The sequence below is a fragment of the Mesorhizobium sp. P2_F5 genome, assembly GCF_056403715.1.
The window spans coordinates 63113-82786 of sequence record NZ_JBFUEY010000015.1; the positions used below are offsets into that span (position 1 = coordinate 63113).

At 62.4% G+C, this 19674-nt stretch carries 26 protein-coding genes; 15 read left to right on the plus strand and 11 right to left on the minus strand.

Annotation, left to right across the window (positions count from 1 at the left end; all coding sequences use genetic code 11):
- The first annotated feature begins 86 nt into the window (after positions 1 to 86).
- Positions 87 to 641: an RBBP9/YdeN family alpha/beta hydrolase gene (locus tag AC1DYO_RS20490; RefSeq protein WP_112561443.1), complete on the plus strand. Its 555-nt coding sequence runs from the start codon at positions 87 to 89 to the stop codon at positions 639 to 641.
- A 19-nt stretch (positions 642 to 660) separates the two neighbouring features.
- Here the strand turns inward: AC1DYO_RS20490 and AC1DYO_RS20495 are convergent, their stop codons facing one another.
- Together AC1DYO_RS20495 and AC1DYO_RS20500 are read right to left on the minus strand one after the other, a co-directional pair.
- A complete protein-coding gene (locus AC1DYO_RS20495) occupies positions 661 to 1434 on the minus strand; it encodes an HpcH/HpaI aldolase family protein (RefSeq protein ID WP_477266335.1) in 774 nt (257 codons plus the stop codon).
- Positions 1435 to 1564: 130 nt separating this feature from the next.
- Positions 1565 to 1885, minus strand: coding sequence for a DUF1476 domain-containing protein (locus tag AC1DYO_RS20500; RefSeq protein ID WP_027028128.1), 321 nt, complete (start codon positions 1883 to 1885; stop codon positions 1565 to 1567).
- A 275-nt stretch (positions 1886 to 2160) separates the two neighbouring features.
- On the opposite strand from AC1DYO_RS20500, the gene purC reads away from it, so the two are divergent.
- Together purC and purS are read left to right on the plus strand one after the other, a co-directional pair.
- Entirely contained in the window at positions 2161 to 2955 is a 795-nt protein-coding gene (purC, locus tag AC1DYO_RS20505) for a phosphoribosylaminoimidazolesuccinocarboxamide synthase (RefSeq protein ID WP_013532127.1), read from the plus strand.
- 30 nt (positions 2956 to 2985) lie between these two features.
- Positions 2986 to 3228 carry a phosphoribosylformylglycinamidine synthase subunit PurS gene (purS, locus tag AC1DYO_RS20510; protein WP_477266336.1) on the plus strand — a complete coding sequence of 81 codons (243 nt, stop codon included), beginning with the start codon at positions 2986 to 2988 and terminating at the stop codon, positions 3226 to 3228.
- Positions 3229 to 3299: 71 nt separating this feature from the next.
- Here the strand turns inward: purS and AC1DYO_RS20515 are convergent, their stop codons facing one another.
- Positions 3300 to 3566, minus strand: a complete 267-nt coding sequence (locus AC1DYO_RS20515; RefSeq protein ID WP_477266400.1) for a hypothetical protein — start codon at positions 3564 to 3566, stop codon at positions 3300 to 3302.
- On the opposite strand from AC1DYO_RS20515, the gene AC1DYO_RS20520 reads away from it, so the two are divergent.
- The 4 genes from AC1DYO_RS20520 to AC1DYO_RS20535 are packed head-to-tail and all read left to right on the plus strand — an operon-like array spanning position 3535 to position 5849.
- Positions 3535 to 4086 carry an RNA 2'-phosphotransferase gene (locus AC1DYO_RS20520; RefSeq protein ID WP_477266337.1) on the plus strand — a complete coding sequence of 184 codons (552 nt, stop codon included), beginning with the start codon at positions 3535 to 3537 and terminating at the stop codon, positions 4084 to 4086. The two genes, AC1DYO_RS20515 and AC1DYO_RS20520, sit on opposite strands and share 32 nt — an antisense overlap.
- Positions 4083 to 4751 (plus strand): phosphoribosylformylglycinamidine synthase subunit PurQ, encoded by a 669-nt coding sequence (purQ, locus tag AC1DYO_RS20525; protein ID WP_477266338.1) that lies wholly within the window; start codon positions 4083 to 4085, stop codon positions 4749 to 4751. The genes AC1DYO_RS20520 and purQ overlap by 4 nt, the downstream gene beginning before the upstream one ends.
- A 44-nt stretch (positions 4752 to 4795) precedes the next feature.
- On the plus strand, positions 4796 to 5206 hold the full coding sequence (locus AC1DYO_RS20530; protein ID WP_477266339.1) for a hypothetical protein: 411 nt from the start codon (positions 4796 to 4798) through the stop codon (positions 5204 to 5206).
- Positions 5207 to 5210: 4 nt separating this feature from the next.
- Positions 5211 to 5849: a Pr6Pr family membrane protein gene (locus AC1DYO_RS20535; RefSeq protein WP_477266340.1), complete on the plus strand. Its 639-nt coding sequence runs from the start codon at positions 5211 to 5213 to the stop codon at positions 5847 to 5849.
- A gap of 12 nt (positions 5850 to 5861) precedes the next feature.
- On the opposite strand, the gene AC1DYO_RS20540 is transcribed toward AC1DYO_RS20535, so the two are convergent.
- The gene (locus AC1DYO_RS20540) at positions 5862 to 6107 is read right to left on the minus strand and encodes a DUF1127 domain-containing protein (RefSeq protein WP_477266341.1); all 246 of its coding nucleotides are present in this window, start codon (positions 6105 to 6107) and stop codon (positions 5862 to 5864) included.
- A 93-nt stretch (positions 6108 to 6200) separates the two neighbouring features.
- On the opposite strand from AC1DYO_RS20540, the gene AC1DYO_RS20545 reads away from it, so the two are divergent.
- A complete protein-coding gene (locus tag AC1DYO_RS20545) occupies positions 6201 to 7613 on the plus strand; it encodes an aminotransferase-like domain-containing protein (protein WP_477266342.1) in 1413 nt (470 codons plus the stop codon).
- Between the two features lie 40 nt (positions 7614 to 7653).
- Here the strand turns inward: AC1DYO_RS20545 and AC1DYO_RS20550 are convergent, their stop codons facing one another.
- On the minus strand, positions 7654 to 7818 hold the full coding sequence (locus tag AC1DYO_RS20550) for a hypothetical protein (RefSeq protein ID WP_477266343.1): 165 nt from the start codon (positions 7816 to 7818) through the stop codon (positions 7654 to 7656).
- Between the two features lie 190 nt (positions 7819 to 8008).
- Here AC1DYO_RS20550 and purL point away from each other — a divergent pair, with 190 nt between their 5' ends.
- The 3 genes from purL to AC1DYO_RS20565 all read left to right on the plus strand — a co-directional run bounded on the left by purL (position 8009) and on the right by AC1DYO_RS20565 (position 11105).
- On the plus strand, positions 8009 to 10240 hold the full coding sequence (purL, locus tag AC1DYO_RS20555; RefSeq protein ID WP_477266344.1) for a phosphoribosylformylglycinamidine synthase subunit PurL: 2232 nt from the start codon (positions 8009 to 8011) through the stop codon (positions 10238 to 10240).
- On the plus strand, positions 10237 to 10761 hold the full coding sequence (locus AC1DYO_RS20560) for a hypothetical protein (protein ID WP_477266345.1): 525 nt from the start codon (positions 10237 to 10239) through the stop codon (positions 10759 to 10761). The genes purL and AC1DYO_RS20560 overlap by 4 nt, the downstream gene beginning before the upstream one ends.
- A gap of 110 nt (positions 10762 to 10871) precedes the next feature.
- Positions 10872 to 11105, plus strand: a complete 234-nt coding sequence (locus AC1DYO_RS20565; protein WP_010909092.1) for a BolA/IbaG family iron-sulfur metabolism protein — start codon at positions 10872 to 10874, stop codon at positions 11103 to 11105.
- A 10-nt stretch (positions 11106 to 11115) separates the two neighbouring features.
- Here the strand turns inward: AC1DYO_RS20565 and AC1DYO_RS20570 are convergent, their stop codons facing one another.
- Positions 11116 to 11937: a phosphodiester glycosidase family protein gene (locus AC1DYO_RS20570; RefSeq protein ID WP_477266346.1), complete on the minus strand. Its 822-nt coding sequence runs from the start codon at positions 11935 to 11937 to the stop codon at positions 11116 to 11118.
- 160 nt (positions 11938 to 12097) lie between these two features.
- Here AC1DYO_RS20570 and grxD point away from each other — a divergent pair, with 160 nt between their 5' ends.
- Both grxD and AC1DYO_RS20580 read left to right on the plus strand, forming a co-directional pair.
- Positions 12098 to 12433 carry a Grx4 family monothiol glutaredoxin gene (gene grxD, locus AC1DYO_RS20575; protein WP_477266347.1) on the plus strand — a complete coding sequence of 112 codons (336 nt, stop codon included), beginning with the start codon at positions 12098 to 12100 and terminating at the stop codon, positions 12431 to 12433.
- A 117-nt stretch (positions 12434 to 12550) separates the two neighbouring features.
- Complete coding sequence (locus tag AC1DYO_RS20580) at positions 12551 to 13819, plus strand: multidrug effflux MFS transporter (RefSeq protein WP_477266398.1); 1269 nt, start codon at positions 12551 to 12553, stop codon at positions 13817 to 13819.
- Between the two features lie 70 nt (positions 13820 to 13889).
- On the opposite strand, the gene AC1DYO_RS20585 is transcribed toward AC1DYO_RS20580, so the two are convergent.
- From AC1DYO_RS20585 to rpsD, 3 genes are all read right to left on the minus strand, one after another.
- On the minus strand, positions 13890 to 14717 hold the full coding sequence (locus AC1DYO_RS20585; RefSeq protein ID WP_477266348.1) for an inositol monophosphatase family protein: 828 nt from the start codon (positions 14715 to 14717) through the stop codon (positions 13890 to 13892).
- Positions 14707 to 15600 (minus strand): tRNA 2-thiocytidine(32) synthetase TtcA, encoded by an 894-nt coding sequence (gene ttcA / locus AC1DYO_RS20590; protein WP_477266349.1) that lies wholly within the window; start codon positions 15598 to 15600, stop codon positions 14707 to 14709. Before ttcA ends, AC1DYO_RS20585 begins: the two co-directional genes overlap by 11 nt.
- 151 nt (positions 15601 to 15751) lie before the next feature.
- Positions 15752 to 16369 carry a 30S ribosomal protein S4 gene (gene rpsD / locus AC1DYO_RS20595; protein WP_023773182.1) on the minus strand — a complete coding sequence of 206 codons (618 nt, stop codon included), beginning with the start codon at positions 16367 to 16369 and terminating at the stop codon, positions 15752 to 15754.
- Between the two features lie 376 nt (positions 16370 to 16745).
- Here rpsD and AC1DYO_RS20600 point away from each other — a divergent pair, with 376 nt between their 5' ends.
- Positions 16746 to 16955, plus strand: a complete 210-nt coding sequence (locus AC1DYO_RS20600; RefSeq protein ID WP_477266350.1) for a hypothetical protein — start codon at positions 16746 to 16748, stop codon at positions 16953 to 16955.
- 71 nt (positions 16956 to 17026) lie between these two features.
- Here the strand turns inward: AC1DYO_RS20600 and AC1DYO_RS20605 are convergent, their stop codons facing one another.
- Positions 17027 to 17215, minus strand: a complete 189-nt coding sequence (locus AC1DYO_RS20605) for a DUF3008 family protein (protein ID WP_477266351.1) — start codon at positions 17213 to 17215, stop codon at positions 17027 to 17029.
- 145 nt (positions 17216 to 17360) lie between these two features.
- Here AC1DYO_RS20605 and AC1DYO_RS20610 point away from each other — a divergent pair, with 145 nt between their 5' ends.
- Positions 17361 to 18743 (plus strand): RNB domain-containing ribonuclease, encoded by a 1383-nt coding sequence (locus tag AC1DYO_RS20610; RefSeq protein WP_477266352.1) that lies wholly within the window; start codon positions 17361 to 17363, stop codon positions 18741 to 18743.
- 120 nt (positions 18744 to 18863) lie between these two features.
- Here AC1DYO_RS20610 and murI read toward each other — a convergent pair whose 3' ends face one another.
- The gene (gene murI / locus AC1DYO_RS20615; RefSeq protein WP_477266353.1) at positions 18864 to 19652 is read right to left on the minus strand and encodes a glutamate racemase; all 789 of its coding nucleotides are present in this window, start codon (positions 19650 to 19652) and stop codon (positions 18864 to 18866) included.
- Between the last annotated feature and the right edge of the window lie 22 nt (positions 19653 to 19674).

Sequence of the window (19674 nt, forward strand, 5' to 3'; positions counted from 1 at the left end):
AGAATCGAACAGGTTGTTCACAATTGTGATGCGCCGCATCCATCAGCATGGTTGCACGAGACAGAGCTGCTCGCTATCTCAGCGCCATGAAAGTCAAAGACGCAGATATCTTGATCGTGCCGGGCTACACCAATTCCGGCCCGGAACACTGGCAGACACGCTGGCAGTCCAAACTGTCGACGGCACGCCGGGTCGAGCAGGCCGAATGGTCGAAGCCGGTGCGCGAGGACTGGACAGCGAGCGTGGCAAACGCCGTCAACGAAGCCGAGCGGCCGGTGGTGATCGTTGCCCATTCGCTGGGCGTGGCAGCCGCGGTGCAGGCCATTCCGCAATTCAGGAAGCCGGTCGCCGGCGCCTTCTTTGTCGCGCCACCCGATGTCGCCAACCCGGAGATAAGGCCGAGGCACCTGATGACCTTCGGCCCCTATTCGCGCGAGCCGCTGCCCTTTCCATCCATTGTGATTGCCAGCCGCAACGATCCGTTCTGCGCCTTCGAGGTTGCCGAAGACATTGCCGGCGCCTGGGGTTCGCTGTTCATCGATGCCGGCGAAACCGGCCACCTCAATGAGGATGCCGGCTTCGGCCCGTGGCCGGAGGGATCGATGACCTTCGCCAAGTTCCTGACCGACCTCAAGGCCTGACCGGGCAAGGCACCACGCCTCAGCCCTTGATCGAATCGTTCATGCTCTTGATGAGGGTTTTTGCGCCGAGCGAAATCAGCGCGTGGTCCGAGCCAATCGCCAGCAGCCGGTAACCCATCGCCACGACGCGGCCGGCAATGGCCGGCTCGATGACGTAGATTGCGGCATGCTTGCCTGCCTTGCGTGTCCGCTCAGCAATGGACGCGACGGTTTCCATCATGCTTTCCAGCGTCGAATTGACGGTAGCGCCGTTCGACCAGGCGATCGAGAAATCCGATGGGCCGAGGAAGATGCCGTCAATGCCAGGCGTGTCGAGAATGCCGTCCAGCGCATCGAGCGCGGCGCGCGTTTCGACCATGGCGAAAGCCATGGTGCGCGCATTGGTGTCGCGCAGCCACTCGGCCTGGTCGCCCTTGCCGTGGCGCGGAAAGGCATAGGTCGGGCCCCAGGAACGCTCGCCGAGCGGCGGATACTTCATCGCGGCGGCAAACAGTTTTGCATCGGCCACCGAGTTCACCATCGGAGCAATCACCGCCTCGGCGCCGAAATCGAGGGCGCGGCTGGCCATGTCGAAGCGGCCGACCGGAATGCGCACCAGCGCCGGCTTGTTGGCCGCCAGCACCGGCACGAGACCGCGCAAGACCGAGTCTTCGTGGTGTCCGCCATGCTGCATGTCGAGCGTGACGGCGTCAAAACCCTGCCTGGCGATGATTTCGACCGTCAAGGCGTCCGGAACCCCGGACCAGGCGGTGAACAGCGTTTCATCCGCCGCCAGGCGTGATTTCAGGGACATCGGCGCTTTTCCTTGTTGGCCAGGACCTTTCTAACAGGCCCACGCACAGTTTCAGCCGGAAAAGGCTGAAAAGGCAAAGAAAAACCGCCCGGCTGGGCCGGGCGGTCGATTGGTCCAGAATTGGCTGGGATTAGGTGTTCTTGATCTGCTCGATCGCCTGCGCCATCAGTTCGTCCATGGTGCGGCGGATCTGATGATCCGACTGGTCGACGCCGGCGGCGTCGAAATCCTTGCGGATCTTGCGGAACACGTCGTGATCGCCGGCTTCCTCGATGTCGGAGACAACCACTTCCTTCGCATAGGCGTCGGCGTCAGCGCCGGACTTGCCCAGCTTTTCGGCGGCCCACAGGCCGAGCGCCTTGTTGCGGCGTGCCGCGGCCTTGAAGCGAAGTTCTTCGTCGAAGGCGAATTTGCGCTCAAAACCCTCTTCGCGGTCTTTCATGCTGCTCATGGCTTCCCTCCGGTGAAATCGATTCGCGTTGGCGATGGATATGTGTGTTGCCGCAGCACAAACCAAAAGGGCGCGGGTCGGTCAATATGCTACATCACTTGCTGCGCTGCGGCATTTCATTCCTGAAAGCGGTAGATTGAAAGGATTTGCCGATTGAGCAAACGGTGTGATTGGGATAGACCCGGCATTGAACCCCACCCGTCGCCGCACTAATTTAGGCAGACGGACAGGAACTGGTCGCTTGCCGCCTGCCCGCAAATCCAGAGAAAAATCAGATGAAAAATCGCCGCCGCATTTATGAAGGCAAGGCCAAGATCCTCTATGAGGGACCAGAACCGGGCACGCTGATCCAGTTCTTCAAGGATGATGCGACCGCGTTCAACAAGAAGAAGCACGAGGTCATCGACGGCAAGGGCGTGCTCAACAATCGCATTTCCGAGTACATCTTCAATCACCTGAACCGCATGGGCATTCCGACCCACTTCATCCGCCGGCTCAACATGCGCGAGCAGCTGATCAAGGAAGTCGAGATCATCCCGCTCGAAGTGGTGGTGCGCAATGTCGCCGCCGGTTCGCTGTCGAAGCGCCTCGGCATCGAGGAGGGCACCGTTCTGCCGCGCTCGATCATCGAATTCTATTACAAGGCCGATGCGCTCGACGATCCGATGGTGTCGGAAGAGCACATCACCGCTTTCGGCTGGGCGAGCCCGCAGGAGATCGACGACGTCATGGCGCTCGCCATCCGCGTCAACGACTTCCTCTCCGGCCTGTTCATGGGCGTCGGCATCCAGCTCGTCGACTTCAAGATCGAATGCGGCCGCCTGTTCGAGGGCGATATGATGCGTATCGTCGTTGCCGACGAGATTTCGCCGGACTCCTGCCGGCTGTGGGACGTGGCGACGCAGGACAAGCTCGACAAGGACCGTTTCCGCCGCGATATGGGCGGCCTTGTCGAAGCCTATCAGGAAGTCGCCCGCCGCCTCGGCATCATGAACGAGAACGAACCGCCGCGCCCGACCGGCCCGGTGCTCGTCGCCTCGACCGACGGCCTCAAAGGCAAGCCGCACTAAGCAAAATACTCGAACAGGAACCTCTCCAGCATGATCAAGGCCCGCATCACCGTCACCCTCAAGAACGGCGTGCTCGACCCCCAGGGAAAAGCCATAGAGCACGCTTTGTCGGGACTGGGTTTCGGCGGTGTCGGCCACGTGCGGCAGGGCAAGGTGTTCGACCTCGAACTTGCCCAGACCGACAAGGCCAAGGCAGAGGCCGATCTCAAAGCCATGTGCGACAAGCTGCTGGCGAATACGGTGATTGAGAATTATAGTGTGACGCTTACCTGAGGTTGTATCCGGGGGCTTGGATGCCGGAAGTCACGAATGAGCTGATGTACGAACTTCTCAAGAAAATCCATTCACGAATGGATCGGCTTGAGAATGGTCTGGGCGAAGTCAAGCAAGAGATCGTTGCGATCCGACTGCAGGCCTTGAGCACGCAAACCGACGTCAGCAACATCTACGCGATAACCGGTCGTATCGATCAACGTCTTGATTGAGCAGCGCCTCGAATTGCGCGAACTCGCCGAAGCACAAAGGCCCTTTGAGCCGAAATGACCTCGGATCGGCAAATGGACTGAAACTGCCGTCACCATGCCGAACGACACACAGATTTCCAAATTCATGAGCTTGGTCCTTCGGCACGCGCCGGAAGAGGCGGGCCTTTCGCTCGACGAAAACGGCTGGGCGGATTTCGCCGAGCTCTGCGCGGTGCTGCAATCGAAGTTCGGCGCATCAGCGGCGGAGATTGTCCGCATCGTCGATGAAAATCCGAAAAAGCGCTTTGCCATCGACGACAATCGCATCCGCGCCGTGCAAGGCCACAGCGTCGAAGTCGATCTCGGGCTGGCGCCGAGCGTGCCGCCCATCATCCTCTACCACGGCACCAAGGTGGAGTTTCTGCCCAGCATCCTGCGCGAGGGCCTGACCAGCCAGTCGCGCCAGCATGTGCATCTGTCGAAGGATGTCGAAACGGCCCGCATCGTGGCGCGGCGGCGCAAGGGAAAAGATGTTATCCTTCAGGTCGACTCGGCAGCCATGGCTGGGGATGGCGAGATATTCTTTCTCTCCGACAACGGCGTCTGGTTGACCAATCACGTTCCGCCCCGGTATCTGCTTGAGATCAGCGAACAGGAATTGCCATGAAATCCGCCGTTGTCCTTCTGCCTGGCCTTAACCGTGACCGCGACATGATTGCGGCGCTGACCAAGATTTCCGGACAGGCGCCGGCGACCGTCTGGCAGACCGATACCGAAATCCCCGATGCCGACCTGATCGCCATTCCCGGCGGCTTTTCCTTCGGCGACTATCTGCGCTGCGGCGCGATTGCCGCGCGTATGCCGGTGATGCGGGCAGTCGCTGAAAAGGCGGCCAAGGGTGTCATGGTCATTGGTGTCTGCAACGGGTTCCAGATCCTGGTCGAGGCCGGCCTGCTGCCCGGTGCCCTGATGCGCAATTCGTCGCTGAAATTCGTCTGCCGGCAGGTGAAGCTCGAAATCGCCAACGCCAACACCATGTTCACCCGCCGCTATCAGCCGGGCCAGATCATTCGCACGCCGGTGGCGCATCATGACGGCAATTACTTTGCCGATGCCGACACGCTTGCCCGTCTCGAAGGCGAAGGCCAGGTGGTGTTTCGCTACGCCGAGGGCACCAATCCCAACGGCTCGATCAACGACATTGCCGGTATCATCAGCGAAAAAGGCAATGTGCTCGGCCTGATGCCGCATCCGGAAAACCTGATCGAGGCCGCGCATGGCGGCAGCGACGGCCGGGCGCTGTTCGAAGGCGCACTCGGTATTGCCGCCTGATATCTTTTTTCGAAATTCCTTTCAAAGCGCGGGGGCGGCTGACCATGAGACTGACGATTGCCCGGATGGCTCTCCTGACTGCCGCCGGGTTGGCGCTGGCGTCCTGCCAGTCGAGCCCGAAGAGCGCGCCGGCGCCGATGGGCAAGAGCGCTTCGCTGCTGGCCATGGAACAGGTGGCGATATCAGCCCACAAATGCTGGATCGCCAGCAAGGATCCCGCCTTCAAATCGTATCAGATGGCCAATGAGCTGAATTCGTTCAGCGGCACGCCGCGCTTCCTTCTGGTACCGGCCAAGCATTATGGCGGCAAGCCGCTGCTGGTCGTGCAGGCGCAAGGCAATTCCAGCCGCATCGACGTGTTCGGTCCGCTGATGGACGATCCGCTCGGCGCGCGCATCGGCTCCGATATTGCGCGTTGGCAGACCGGCAACCCCTCCTGCAACGCGGCCGCCTGACGCCATGGGCCGCTTCCTGCAGATTGCGGGATTGATCGTCGGTCTGGCTGGGCTTGTCCTGCAAGCCTGCATCACCATCCCGGCTTCGATGGAAGCCGGCCGCAGTTTTCTCGGCTCCATCGTCTTTCTGTTCAGTTTCTTCACCATCCTGACCAACATCGGCGCGGTGCTGGTCCACACCTCGCTGCTGTCGCCTTCGGGCTATGCCTGGCTGCCGGCCTTTGCCGGACCGCGGATGCGGGCGGGCGTCGCAGTGTCCATCGCGCTTGTCTTCATCGTCTATGCGACGGTCCTGGCGCAGCTCTGGCAACCGCAGGGCCTGTTCCTGCTCTGCGACGTGCTGCTGCATTATGTGACCCCGGTGCTGTTCGTGCTGTGGTGGCTGGTGGCGGGCGCCGACGGCAGGACACGCTGGAACGACATTTCGTGGTGGATGGCCTATCCGATCGCCTATCTCGCCTATGCGCTGGCGCGCGCCCCGATCGCTGGCGAAGTGCCCTACCCGTTCCTCGACGTTGCGAAGAACGGTGCGGCCAGCGTCGCGCTTGCGGCACTGGCCGTCACCGGGGTTTTTCTGGTGCTGTGCGTTGTTGCCGTGCTTGTCGACAAGGGCGTCGCACGCCTCAGGGGCGTGCGCCGCTGACCGAACTACGGTTCAGTCCCAGAACCGCCTGATCCCTTCGCGGTGAGCGTCGCCACGCGACACACCGATATCCCTAAGCTGCTCGTCGGTCATTTCCAGCAGAGCCAGGCGGCCGCGGCGGCGCTCGATGAGCGCGTCGATCTGCTGCGCCAGTGACCTGACCACATGCACGATGCGGCTGACAAAGCCTCGCCGTCCAGACGGGCGCGGCCCGACCAGTTCAATGCCCGTATAGCGGATTGTCTCGATTGTGCTCATTGTCTTTCTGCCAAGGTTGCAAATTGTACCCATTTCGGTACGACGCTGATATGTATTGACTCCTATTTCGGTGCAATATACAAAATTGTCACCATGACAAATTGGCTTCCCGACCTCTCCATTGGTTCCGGCCCGCTTTATCAGCGCCTCGCCGACAGCATCGAGTCCGATATCGACAAGGGCGTCATCGATGCCGGGGCAAAATTGCCGCCGCAGCGCGATCTCGCCTATGACATCGGCACCACCGTCGGCACGATCGGCCGGGCCTATCAGTTGCTGCGCGAGCGCGGCTTGGTGAGCGGCGAGGTCGGACGCGGGACCTATGTTCTGGCCCAGCAATCGGAAGCGGCGTCACCAGAATTCGTCGAGCCCACCGCGCAAGGCACGCGTTATGTCGACGCACCGTCCGGCAAACTGCGCTTCGACAGCACGGCCGCACCCGACATCGGCCAGGGCGCCATTGTCGCCGACATGCTGTCGCGCACGGTGCAGGATCACCCACATGAGATTTCCAGCTACACCAGGGATTTTCCCGAGCGCTGGTTCGAAGCCGGCGCCCGCTGGCTGTCACGCAATTCGTTCCGCCCGGCGGCCGAGACCATCGTTCCCACGCTCGGCACCCATGCCGCCGTCATGGCGGCGATCGCGGCACTGACCACGCCCGGCGACTATGTCGCCTTCGAGCACCTCACCTATTCGCAGATCGCCCGCAGCGCCGGACTGATCGGACGGCGCACGGCGCTGGTGGCATCGGACGCCGAAGGCCTCGATCCCGAGGATTTTGAGCGCGTCTGCGCGCAAAAGCACCCGAAAATGATCTTCCTGATGCCGACGGTGCAAAACCCGACGCTGGCGATCCTGTCGGTTTCGCGCCGTGAGGCGATCGCGCGCGTCGCGCGCGAGTACAATGTCATCCTGATCGAGGACGATCTCTATGGCGGCTTGACCGAAGATCCGACGCCGCTACTCGCCGAATATGCGCCCGAGCGCACCATTGTCGCCGGCGGCCTGTCGAAATCAGTCGCCGCCGGCGTTCGCGGCGGCTGGCTCTCCTGCCCGCCCGCCTATCGCCATCGCATCCGCGTCGCCCACAAGATGATGACTGGCGGCATGCCGTTCCTGCTGGCGGAGGTGAATGCCCGGCTGGTTCTGTCAGGGCAGGCTGGCGATATCCGTCGGCGCTGCATTGCCGAAATCGCCGCCCGTATCGCCATCGTGCGCGAGACTTTGACCGGCTTCGCCTTCAAGTCACACGAGAACGTGCCCTTCGTCTGGCTGACCCTGCCCGACCCCTGGCTGTCCGGCACGTTCAGGAGCGCCTGTCTCGAAAATGGCGTGCTTCTTGACGACGAGGACGAATTCAAGGCCGGGCGCTCCGAGCAGGTTTTCCACGGCGTGCGTTTCGGCGTCTCGCAACCAAGGCGGCGTGAGGAGATCGCCGGTGGCGTCGCGGTGATCCGGCGGCTGCTGGAGGAAGGCCGCGCCGGCTACGACAGGTCTTCCTGACCCGTTTACGCTCAACTGTGCTCGTGGCCCCTGATCCTGTTCAACCCTCGGCCTTGAAGTTTTTGGCTTCCTTCGCGCCCTTGTCCTTGCCGTGCTCCTCGGCCAGGTCCTTGGCCTGCTTGGGCGAAACATCGGTGGTCTCGGCAATATGCATAGCCTCCTTGTCCGAGAGGCGATTGTCTTTCTTGCCTTGCTTCGTGGCCATGTCGAAATCTCCTGATTGGTTGGAGACCTAACGGCCGGCATGCCATAGCGTTCCCCCACGGCTCACCGCTGCCATCGTCACCTTGTGGCTTTCCGGCGTTTTTCGTCAGCGGATGGGGTGTATCGCGCCAAAGCTTGCGATAAGAGGGGACTCAGAAATCCCCCTCTCCCACGGATACCAATCGCTGCCCATGACCATTTCCAATTCCGTGCCGATCACCCCGGAACTCATTGCCGCGCACGGGCTGAAGCCCGACGAATACCAGCGCATCCTCGATCTGGTCGGGCGCGAGCCGAGCTTCACCGAACTCGGCATCTTCTCGGCGATGTGGAACGAGCATTGTTCGTATAAATCCTCGAAGAAATGGCTGCGCACGCTGCCGACCACCGGGCCGCAGGTGATCCAGGGTCCCGGCGAGAATGCCGGCGTCGTCGATATCGGCGACGGTGACTGCGTGGTCTTCAAGATGGAGAGCCACAACCACCCTTCCTACATCGAGCCCTACCAGGGTGCGGCGACCGGCGTCGGCGGCATCTTGCGCGACGTCTTCACCATGGGCGCCCGGCCGATCGCGGCGATGAATGCGCTGCGCTTCGGCGCGCCGGACCATCCCAAGACCAGGCATCTGGTGTCTGGCGTGGTTTCCGGCGTTGGCGGCTACGGCAATGCTTTCGGCGTGCCGACGGTTGGCGGTGAGGTCAATTTCGACGCCCGCTACAACGGCAACATCCTGGTCAACGCCTTTGCCGCCGGTCTGGCCAAGACCGACGCGATCTTCCTGTCGGAAGCCAAGGGCGTCGGCCTGCCGGTGGTCTATCTCGGCGCCAAGACTGGCCGCGACGGCGTCGGCGGCGCCACCATGGCCTCGGCCGAGTTCGACGACAAGATCGACGAGAAGCGGCCGACCGTGCAGGTCGGCGATCCCTTCACCGAAAAATGCCTGCTCGAAGCCTGCCTCGAATTGATGGCATCGGGCGCGGTCATCGCCATCCAGGACATGGGTGCGGCCGGCCTGACCTGCTCGGCGGTCGAGATGGGCGCCAAGGGCGACCTTGGCATCGAGCTTCAGCTCGACCAGGTGCCGGTGCGCGAAGAGCGCATGAGCGCCTATGAGATGATGCTGTCGGAAAGCCAGGAGCGCATGCTGATGGTGCTACGCCCCGAAAAGGAAAAAGAAGCCGAGGCGATCTTCCACAAATGGGGCCTCGACTTCGCCATCGTCGGCAAAACCACCGACGATCTGCGCTTCCGCGTCATCCACCAGGGCGACGAGGTCGCCAATCTGCCGATCAAGGATCTTGGCGACAAGGCGCCGGAATATGACCGCCCCTGGGTCGAGCCGAAGAAGCCGGCGGCGTTGGCGGCTGGCGATGCGCCGAAGGCCGATGTCGCCGATGCGCTGCTGAAGCTGCTCGGCGGGCCGGATTTGTCCTCGCGCCGCTGGGTGTGGGAACAGTACGACACGCTGATCCAGGGCAATTCGCTGCAGCTGCCGGGGGGCGATGCCGGCGTGGTGCGCGTCGAAGGCCACCCGACCAAGGCGCTCGCCTTCTCCTCCGACGTCACGCCGCGCTACTGCGAGGCCGACCCCTATGAGGGCGGCAAGCAGGCGGTGGCCGAGTGCTGGCGCAATCTGACCGCCACCGGCGCGCTGCCGCTGGCGGCGACCGACAACCTCAATTTCGGCAATCCGGAGCGGCCCGAGATCATGGGCCAGCTTGTCGGCGCGGTGAAAGGCATTGGCGACGCCTGCCGGGCGCTCGGCTTCCCGATCGTGTCGGGCAATGTCTCGCTCTACAACGAAACCAACGGCCAGGGCATCCTGCCGACGCCGACCATTGGCGGCGTCGGGCTGATCGCCGACTGGTCGAAGATGGCGCGGATCGGCTTTGCCGCCGAGGGTCAGATGATCCTGCTGGTCGGCGCGCCGGCGACGTGGGGCAGCCATCTCGGCCAGTCCGCCTATCTGAGGGATATCCACGGCCGCACCGACGGCCCGCCGCCACCGGTCGACCTCGCGCATGAAAAGCGCGTCGGCGACCATGTGCGCGCGCTGATCGCGTCGGGCGTCGTGACAGCGGCGCACGACCTTTCCGACGGCGGCCTTGCCGTGGCGCTGGCCGAAATGGCGATGGCGTCCGGCATCGGCGCCACCATTCCGGGCCTCGCCGGCACCGACCCGATCCCCGTCTGGTTCGGCGAAGACCAGGGCCGCTACCTCCTGACGCTGTCACTCGATCCGCAAAGCAAGGAATGGGACGCCATCCGCGAGGAGCAGAGCAAGCTTGGAATTTTTGCGCCATGGATCGGCTCGACCGGCGGAAGCGAACTGAAGCTCGGCGATGCCAAAGCCATCCCGGTCAGTGAATTAACCGCCGCCCACGAAGGCTGGTTCCCTGGCTTTATGGACAAGGCCAGTTGACCAGACTGGCCGCCAGGACGCTGATCGCAGTCGTTTTCTGGCCGTCGCTGTTCTTCTTCTGGTTCCTCGGGCCGTTCGTCTTCTTCCTGCTGTCGACGACCTCGAGCGAGGTCTGTCCGCTGCTGGAAAGGCGTGAGCAGTTCTTAGAGGCGGCCAACGGCACGCTGCCGATGCTGGTCCTGCAGAACCTCATCTATGCGGTTCCGGTCATCTGCCTTGTGCTTTGGATTCGGCTTTTGCCGGACCCGGCGCGAGCAAGGCATGTCGTCACCTGCATCAAGCTTTTCATTGCTGCTGCGATCATAGGGGCGCTGTGGGAGTATGGCTCATCGCTGGCCTGCGACGGCTACGGCCAGGCGTTTTTCTCGCCGCTCTGGCGGATGACCAGCTATCTCCCCATCGTCAGCCTGGTGATCAACATTCCGCTCTATGTGCTGGTCTTCAGCCTTGGTCGGGGGTTCTCGACTCGCGACGACATCACCGAGGACGGTGTGGTCCACCCACGGCAGGATGGCCCCTAGACACTGCGTCACCGACAGGACGGCTTCAACCCGAGGCAGAAAGGCTTTAGGCTTGCGCCCGAGTCACTTCGTACAAGCTGCCTAGCCGCCGCCCAGAACAGGATTTTGCCATGGCAATGGATGCCCACGACATCGAAAAACTGATCAAGGACGGCATTCCCGACGCCAAGGTGACGATCCGCGACCTCGCCGGTGACGGCGATCACTATGCGGCCGAAGTGGTGGCCGAGAGCTTTCGGGGAAAGAGCCGCGTACAGCAGCATCAGATGGTCTATGACGCGCTGAAGGGCAATATGGGCGGCGTGCTGCATGCGCTGGCGTTGCAGACCAGCGTGCCGGACTGAAATTTCGTCGTCACCTTTTCGCCGACACTGGCGTGATCGGCTTTGCCGACACTGAGATGATCGGTCCGGCCGGGAATTTTCCGCCGACGATCATTCTCTTCCCATCCGACAGCGCCGAGACCGCACCGTCGAGGAACAGCGCGTTGCGGCATTGAAGTGCGTCGCGGAACAGCCGCGCGAAACTGCCGAAGCTCACTTCCGAGCGCGAGATCGCCAGCACGACCGTGTTTTCATCGCGCACGCCGACGCCGTTCCTGATGTAGCGGGAAGTGCCATTCGGCTCGAAGCGCGGGTGAATCTGGCCGTCGATCACCAGCATCGGGCCGGACTGCGTGGCGAAAGCGACGTCAGGCTTGGCAGCGGCATAGGCGCTGCTTTCCATGACCGCGGCCTTGCCGTCCTTGCCGACCAGGAAGACGCCGTTCGGCTTCAGGAAGAAATTGCCTTCGCCGTCGGCACTGGTGAGCGGCGACTTTTCAACGCCGTTCTCGACCAGCAGGCCGACCGGCGACAAATCCTCGTGATACATGCCGCCGTTCATGGCGAGCAGCACCGGCCTGCCCTCGCCTGCCATTGCCTTGTCGAAGGCCTCCAGCGAGCCGAAGGGCTTGCCATCGGCACCGGCGCGAAAGACAGCGAGGTTATAGCTCCGCAGGTCGACCGTGCAGACGACATAGGTCACGGCCTCGAAGGCGACATTCCGGCAAGGCGCGGGCAGTTCGCCACCGATCACCAGCGGCGGCGGCTCCGGGCTTCTCGGCCACCAGATAATGGCTATCGCCGCCAGCAGGATGGCGATCAGAAGGGCGGCGCCATATCGTCTTTTCATCATGTCCCGGAGGCTGCAATCGGCTCGGATGCTTGGCCCAAGACAGGCGATCCTTTGCGCCATTTCCGCGGCGGCGGCGCAAACATCTTGTTTCGGCCCATCTATGGGTTTATTTGATGGCTATGCTTCGAGCCTGACTCCCACAGGCGTGAAAGGATATTCCATGAGCGGCATCAACGACTACATCGACAGCGAAGTGAAGAGCAACGACGTCGTCCTTTTCATGAAGGGCACGCCCGGTTTTCCGCAGTGCGGGTTTTCCGGCCAGGTGGTGCAGATCCTCGATTACATCGGCGCCGACTATAAGGGCGTCGACGTGCTGACCTCGGCCGAACTGCGCCAGGGCATCAAGGAATATTCGAACTGGCCGACGATCCCGCAGCTCTACGTCAAGGGCGAATTCGTCGGCGGCTGCGACATCATCCGCGAAATGTTCCAGGCGGGCGAGTTGCAGACGTTGCTCGTCGAAAAGGGCGTCAGCGTCAAAGCCACCGCCTGATTCTGGTTTGAGACGGGGCAGCCCCGCCCCGAAATGCTACCTCCCCTACCTATTGGGTGAGGACGAACCGATGCGCCGGCATGCCGGCGCATATTCGTTTTGAAGATCGGACCCGCCGTGGACCAGCAGTCAGGAGCGCCGCAACAGGCAAGCAAATTGCCTATTCCGCGCTGGGAATTCATCGCGCTGTGCGCGGCACTGATGGCGTTGAACTCGCTGGCCATCGACATCATGCTGCCGGCGCTGCAGCAGATCGGGGCCACGCTTGGCGTCGAAAATGAAAACCACCGGCAATATGTAATCACCGCCTACATCCTCGGCTTCGGCGGCGGACAGCTTTTCTTCGGCCCGATCTCGGACCGGTTCGGGCGCCGCGCGCCGCTGGTCGTCGGGCTGGCGATCTACGTCGTGGCGGCTGCGGCTGCCGCCATCGCCCCGTCATTCGCCATCCTTCTCCTGTGCCGGCTGGTGCAAGGTATCGGTGCGGCCGCTACCCGCGTCATCGCGGTGTCGATCGTACGCGACACATTCGACGGCCGGCGCATGGCCGAGGTGATGTCGCTGATCTTCATGGTGTTCATGGCCATCCCGGTCATCGCTCCGGGCATCGGCCAGTTCATCATGCTGTTCGCAAGCTGGCACTGGATCTTCGTCACCATGGCAGTCGGGGCGCTGATCGTGTCGGCCTGGTCGCTGCTGCGCCTGCCGGAGACGCTGCATCCGGAATATCGCCGGCCGCTGACAGTATCGTCCGTCGTCGGCGGTTTCCGCATCGTGCTCACCAACCGCATCGCGCTCTGCTATGCCTTCGCCAGCACCTTCATCTTCGCCGCCATGTTCGGCTTCATTGCCTCGGCGCAGCAAATCTATGTCGACATTTTTCATGTCGGCGAGATGTTTCCGATCATCTTCGCGGGTGTCGCCGGCGTTCTTGCCTTTTCAAACTACCTCAACTCGCGCCTGGTCGGCCGCATCGGCATGCGCCGCCTCTCACAGAGTGCGCTGCTTCTCTTCCTGGTGATCAGCCTTGCCTGGCTCACCGTGTCACTGGAGATGACGATGCCGCTCTGGCTGTTCATCACCTTCTTCGCCAGCGCGATGATCCCGTTCGGCGCGCTCGGCGCCAACTTCAACGCGCTCGCCATGGAGCCGCTCGGTCAATTGGCTGGCACGGCATCATCCATTTTAGGCTTCATGCAGACTTTTCTCGGCGGCATTCTCGGCACACTGATCGGTCAGGCCTTCAACGGCACGGTGACGCCGCTGGCCGCCGGCTTTTGCAGCGTCTCGGTCGCGGCGCTGCTGATGATCCTCATCGCCGAGCGCGGCAAGATGTTCCAGCCGCACAACCCACCCGTTTCAGGGCACGTCACCGATCTGCATTGATTTGGCCTGCATTAATTTTGGTCTGGAGGCCGGAAGCCTGGCGGCTGAAACGCCAGAGCAGGAATTGATCCTACTCAGCCCATAGTTCGCGGCGCAACTCCTGCCAGCTTTCCCTGTCCGGCGCGACGCGGATACCGCCGTCGATGTGCGACGGCAAATAGGCGCTGCCGTCGACGCGGGCCGTATAACCGCCGGCCTCGGCATGGATCAACACGCCGACCAGATGGTCCCACGGCATCAGCTTGTTGTAGACGACGAAATGAGCGTGGCCGCTGGCCAGCAGCCGGTATTCATGCGCCGCGCAGCGATAGCCGAACTGCGACAAGGTCTTGGTCTGGTTGCGGGCCAGAAGCGAGCGTTGCGGCTCGGCCAGATATTGCCAAGAGACGGAACCGGTCATTTGCGAGACAGGGACGGCATCGGCGACATGCACCTTCTCCAGCGCGCCATGTGCATGTCGGATGTGGCTGCCGGCGCCCTTGGCGCCGATCAGCCAGTCCTTGCCGACGGGATCATGGATGATGCCGACGACGGTCTTGCCCTTGACCACGACGCTCAGCATGACGCCAAACAGCGGCACGCCGGAGGCGAAGTTGAAGGTGCCGTCGACCGGGTCGACGACGAAGGCGAGATCGGCATCGCCAAGCCCCTGGAGCAGCGCCGGATTGTCGGAACAGGCTTCCTCGCCGACGATCATCGCTGTGGGATAGCGCTCCCGCAGCCTTGCCGTGATCAACCGCTCGGCGTTGACGTCGGCCTCGGTCACCAGATCGGCGGCCGAGGTCTTCTGGCGGACGTCATCCTCGCCCAGCCGGCGAAAGCGCGGCATGATTTCAACTCTGGCAGCATCGGCAAGAAGCTCGGCCAGCCAGTCGATCGCACGGTCGTCAAAAATCATCGGAAATGTCTTGTCCCGCGGTGAGGCTGCCATTGAGGGCGGTGAAATCGAACAGCTTGCGGTCGAGCAGATGCGAGGGCCTGATGTTGGACAACGCGCGCAGCATCGTATCCTTGCGGCCCGGCATGCGCTTTTCCATATCGTCGAGCATCGCCTTCGTGGCGTTGCGCTGCAGGCCCTCCTGGCTGCCGCAGAGATCGCAGGGAATGATCGGGAATTTCATCGCGCCGGCGAATTTTTCCAGATCGATCTCGGCGCAATAGCTCAGCGGCCTCAGCACCATGACGTCACCATCGTCATTGAGCAGCTTTGGCGGCATGGCGGCAAGACGGCCGCCATGGAACAGGTTCATGAAGAAGGTTTCGAGGATGTCCTCGCGATGATGGCCGAGCACCAGTGCCGAACAGCCCTCCTCGCGGGCGATGCGGTAGAGATGGCCGCGCCGCAGTCGCGAGCACAACGAGCAATAGGTGCTGCCCGGAGGCAGCTTGTCGGTGACCACCGAATAGGTGTCCTGGTATTCGATGCGGTGGGCGATGCCATGCGCATTGAGGTAATCGGGCAAAATATGCTTCGGGAAATTCGGCTGGCCCTGGTCGAGATTGCAGGCGAGCAGCTCAACCGGCAACAGCCCGCGCCATTTGAGATCGAGCAACACGGCGAGCAGGCCGTAGGAATCCTTGCCGCCGGAGAGCGCCACCAGCCAGCGGTCGCCGGGCCGCACCATGGCGAAATCCTCGATCGCCTGGCGGGTCAGCCGCAGGAGCCGCTTGCGCAGTTTGTTGAATTCGACCGAGGACGGCACGTCGGCGAACAGCGGATGGAAGCCGCCTTCGGCATCGGCGACCGGTTCTAGCAGATCGGCGTTTGGCAACATGTTCATGGCGCGTCGGCCCAAATCCCTGTTGCGCCCGGATTAGCGCATTGGCTCGAAAATCGAAATCGGTTTTTGGTCGATGCTTCGCAAAGCGCGACGCACAAAGAAAAAGGCCGCCCCGAAAGGCGGCCTTCGATATCTGCGGCAAAGAGGCCGATCAGCGCGAATAGAATTCGACGACCAGGTTCGGTTCCATCTGCACGGCGAACGGAACGTCGGCCAGGCCCGGGATGCGCGAGAAGGTCGCGACCATCTTGTTGTGATCGGCTTCGATGTAGTCCGGCACGTCGCGTTCGGCGAGGCCGACCGATTCCAGAACGATGACCAGCTGCTTCGACTTTTCGCGCACTTCGACGACGTCGCCCGGCTTGCAACGGTACGAGCCGATGTTGACGCGCTTGCCGTTGACGTTGACGTGGCCGTGGTTGACGAACTGGCGGGCGGCGAAAATGGTCGGCACGAACTTGGAGCGGTAGACGACCGCGTCCAGACGCGACTCGAGCAGGCCGATCAGGTTCTCCGAGGTGTCGCCCTTGCGGCGATCGGCCTCTTCATAGACCTTGCGGAACTGCTTTTCGGAGACGTCACCATAGTGACCCTTCAGCTTCTGCTTGGCGCGCAGCTGCAGGCCGAAATCGGAAAGCTTGCCCTTGCGGCGCTGGCCATGCTGGCCCGGGCCGTATTCACGCTTGTTGACCGGGGACTTAGGGCGGCCCCAGATGTTTTCGCCGAGACGGCGGTCGATCTTGTACTTCGCGGATTCGCGCTTGCTCATCGCATTCCCTTTCAAAACAAACCACCCGGAACCTCATGGTCCGGATGAAGGAAACGCGCCCTCCTCTGGCCTCCGTTTTCGAGACCTGACAGGGTTTTCCACGCAATGCGATGGAAAACCCACGGGACACGTCAGTCTAGACAAGACCTAGGAAACGATAAACCTGATTTCCCGGGGCCTGCCATGCAAAAGAAACAACCGGGCATTGCGGCCCGGTGTTGGTGGGCTCGTTAAACGGAGATTCAACCGGTGTCAAGCTCGCGGCTGGCGGCGGCGGCGGCAACCATATAGCATTTCTGATGTTAAGTGCCGGACGTGGCGGGGTCGTTGCCGACGGCATTAGGAAGGGACTGGACCTAGAGGAGCCTGAAGTCGCATGAAGAAGTTCTTCCTTTCGTTGGTAAGTGCAGCCGTCCTGGCGGGATCGATGTCGATTGCCGTTCCCGAGCCGGCGATGGCCAGGCATTGGCACGGTCACCGACATTATCAGGTCTGCCGGATCGTGGTCACGAAGAAGGTCGTCTGGCGGCACGGCCACAAGAAGGTCATCCGCTACAAGGTGAAGCGCTGCTGGTGGCGCTGGTAGTTTCGGCTTCGGTTTGAAATGAAGAGCCCGCGGTCTCGGCCGCGGGCTTTTTGTTTGGACTGGCTCGGGACTCAGTCCGCCGATTTCTTCTGGGGAAGCCCCCTACGCTTGGTCTCGGCGAACTCCTCAAGCTGATTTTCGCTCATCGATTCATACATTTCGCGTGCAGCGCCTATGAGTTCGCTTTTCTTGGTTTCGCCGCGTTTGGCCGAAAGCGCGGCGCCGGCGGCCTTTTGCTGGGCTTGTGATTTTGCAGGCATATCGGTTCCTCCTTTGCTGCCAGAAGAAGAAACGTAGCGCTTCGGCGACGGTTCCTGTGGCAGTTCAACTTCCGGTCCGCGCTCGTGTCTGCCCTGCCAGCAAATCGGCCTTCCCGTGTCCGGAACGCCAGTGTAGGACGGCGCGATGAAATCGTTGAACGATCCCTCGCAAGCACTCGCTAACGGCCTCGCCAAAATCCGTACCGAGTTCCATGTGCCGGAGGGATTTGCGCCCAACGTGGTGGCCCTCGCACAGACGGCGGCCAAGCGGGTGCCCAATCAGCATGCCGACCGGACGGCGATGCCCTTCGTGACACTCGATCCGGCGACTTCCACCGATCTCGATCAGGCGTTTTCGATCGAAGCGAGCGGCAGCGACCTGCTGCTGCACTATGCCATTGCCGACGTGGCCTGGTTCGTCGATGACGGCGACGCGGTCGATCTCGAAGCCTGGGCACGGGGTGAGACCCTGTATTTGCCGGATGGCAAGGCGGGGCTCTATCCCCAGGTGCTTGCCGAGGGTGCCGCGAGCTTGCTGCCCAGCGGACCGCGTCCGGCTGTTATCTTCACGGTTCGGATCGCTGAGGACGGAGCGGTAAGACTGGACGGCGCGGAGCGGGCAATCATTCAGAGCCGCGCCAAGCTCGCCTATGACAGCGTGCGAGCCACCGACGTTCCCACAGGCTTCGCCGAAATTGCGCGGCGCATGGCGGCAGCCGAAGAGCGTCGTGGGGCTTCCCGCGTCGACCCGCCCGAGCAGGAGGTGGAACAGCTTGCCGATGGCACGTTCCAGCTTGCGTTCAGGCCGCTGCTGCAATCCGAGCAGGACAACGCCGCGCTTTCGCTGGCCGCCAACATGGCGATTGCCGACGCGATGCTGGCACACCGGACCGGGTTGTTCCGGGTGATGGCGGCGCCGGATGCCTCCAAGGTGCAGAGACTGCGCAACGCGGCACAGGCTCTCGGCCTGTCCTGGCCGGCCCCGACCAGCTTGCGCGACTATCAGCGAACCCTGGACCCCAGCAACAAGCAACAGGCAGCGCTGATGCTGGAAATCCGCCGTGCCGGTTCCGGTGCGTCCTACCAACCCTATGCGGAAGGCGTTGTCCCCTGGCACGAGGCGATGGCTGCGACCTATGCCCACGCCACCGCGCCGCTGAGGCGGCTGGCAGACCGCTACGTCGTGCGCTGCACGCTGGCAATCGCCAACGGACAGCCGGTGCCGCAGGCCGTCACAGATGCGTTCGCCAGATTGCCCAGGGTTATGGGGCGCGCGGATGCCCGCGCCTCGCAGATCAACCACGCGGCCATCGACCTTGCAGAGGCAGTCATGCTGAAGGGACGTGAGGGTGAGATGTTCAAGGCCGTCGTCACCGACGTCGCCGACCAGCGTATGCGCGTTCAGCTCTCGGACATGCCTGTCGTTGCCAATGTGAAGGCCTCCGGGTCCAGACAAGGCGATCGTCTGGCGTTAAGGCTGGTTTCGGCCGATCCGGACCAACGCAGCGTCGTCTTCGAACCTGCCTAGAGCAGTTCACCGTTTCACAGAACGGCGAACTGCTCTATTTCTTTTTTGACGCAATTCCTCAAGGGAAAGCGCTACGCGCTTTTCCCGGGAAAACCGCTTCACACTTTTCCTGGAATTGCTCTAGCGCGCGCTCAAGCCAAAACCCTGCATCAGCCGGCTGATGGCGAAATCCGCCTTTCCCGAGGTAAAGACGGCGATGTCGGGCTCGCCTTGCGGCAGCGGCCCGTCGACCGGCGGCAGCAGCGACAGGGCACGGCGGGCAATCGCCTCGGCCGGGTCTATCCAGTCCACTGGCCAGGGTGCGGTCTTGCGCATGCGGTTGGCCAGGAACGGGTAGTGCGTGCAGGCGAGCACGACGATATCGGTGCGCAGATCGTCATGCTGGATGAAGCACGGCGCGATCTCGGCGCGCACCGCCTCCTCGTCGACAAAGCCCTCGCGCATGTAGACTTCGGCCAATCCGGCCAGATTGTTGCTGCCGACCAGGCGGACATGGCATTTCTGCGCCCATTTGCTGATCAGGTCGCGCGTGTACTGGCGCTTCACCGTGCCCGGGGTCGCCAGCACCGAGACCAGCCCGGATCGGGTGCGCTCGGCAGCCGGCTTGATCGCCGGCACGGTGCCGACAAACGGATGGCCGGGGAATCTGTCGCGCAACGCATCGATCACCAGCGTCGAGGCGGTGTTGCAGGCGATAACCGAAATCGCTGGCGAAAACCGGTCCAGCAGCTTTGCGAAGAGCTCGAGGATATGGGTCTGCAGCGCCGGCTCTTCCCAGGCGCCGTAGGGGAAAGCCGCATCGTCGGCGACGTAAACAAAGCGCCGGTCGGGCATCAGCACGCGCGCTTCGCGCAATACCGTCAATCCGCCAACACCGGAATCGAACATCAGGATCGGACGGTGGCTCATTGATGTCGGACCATGAAAGGGC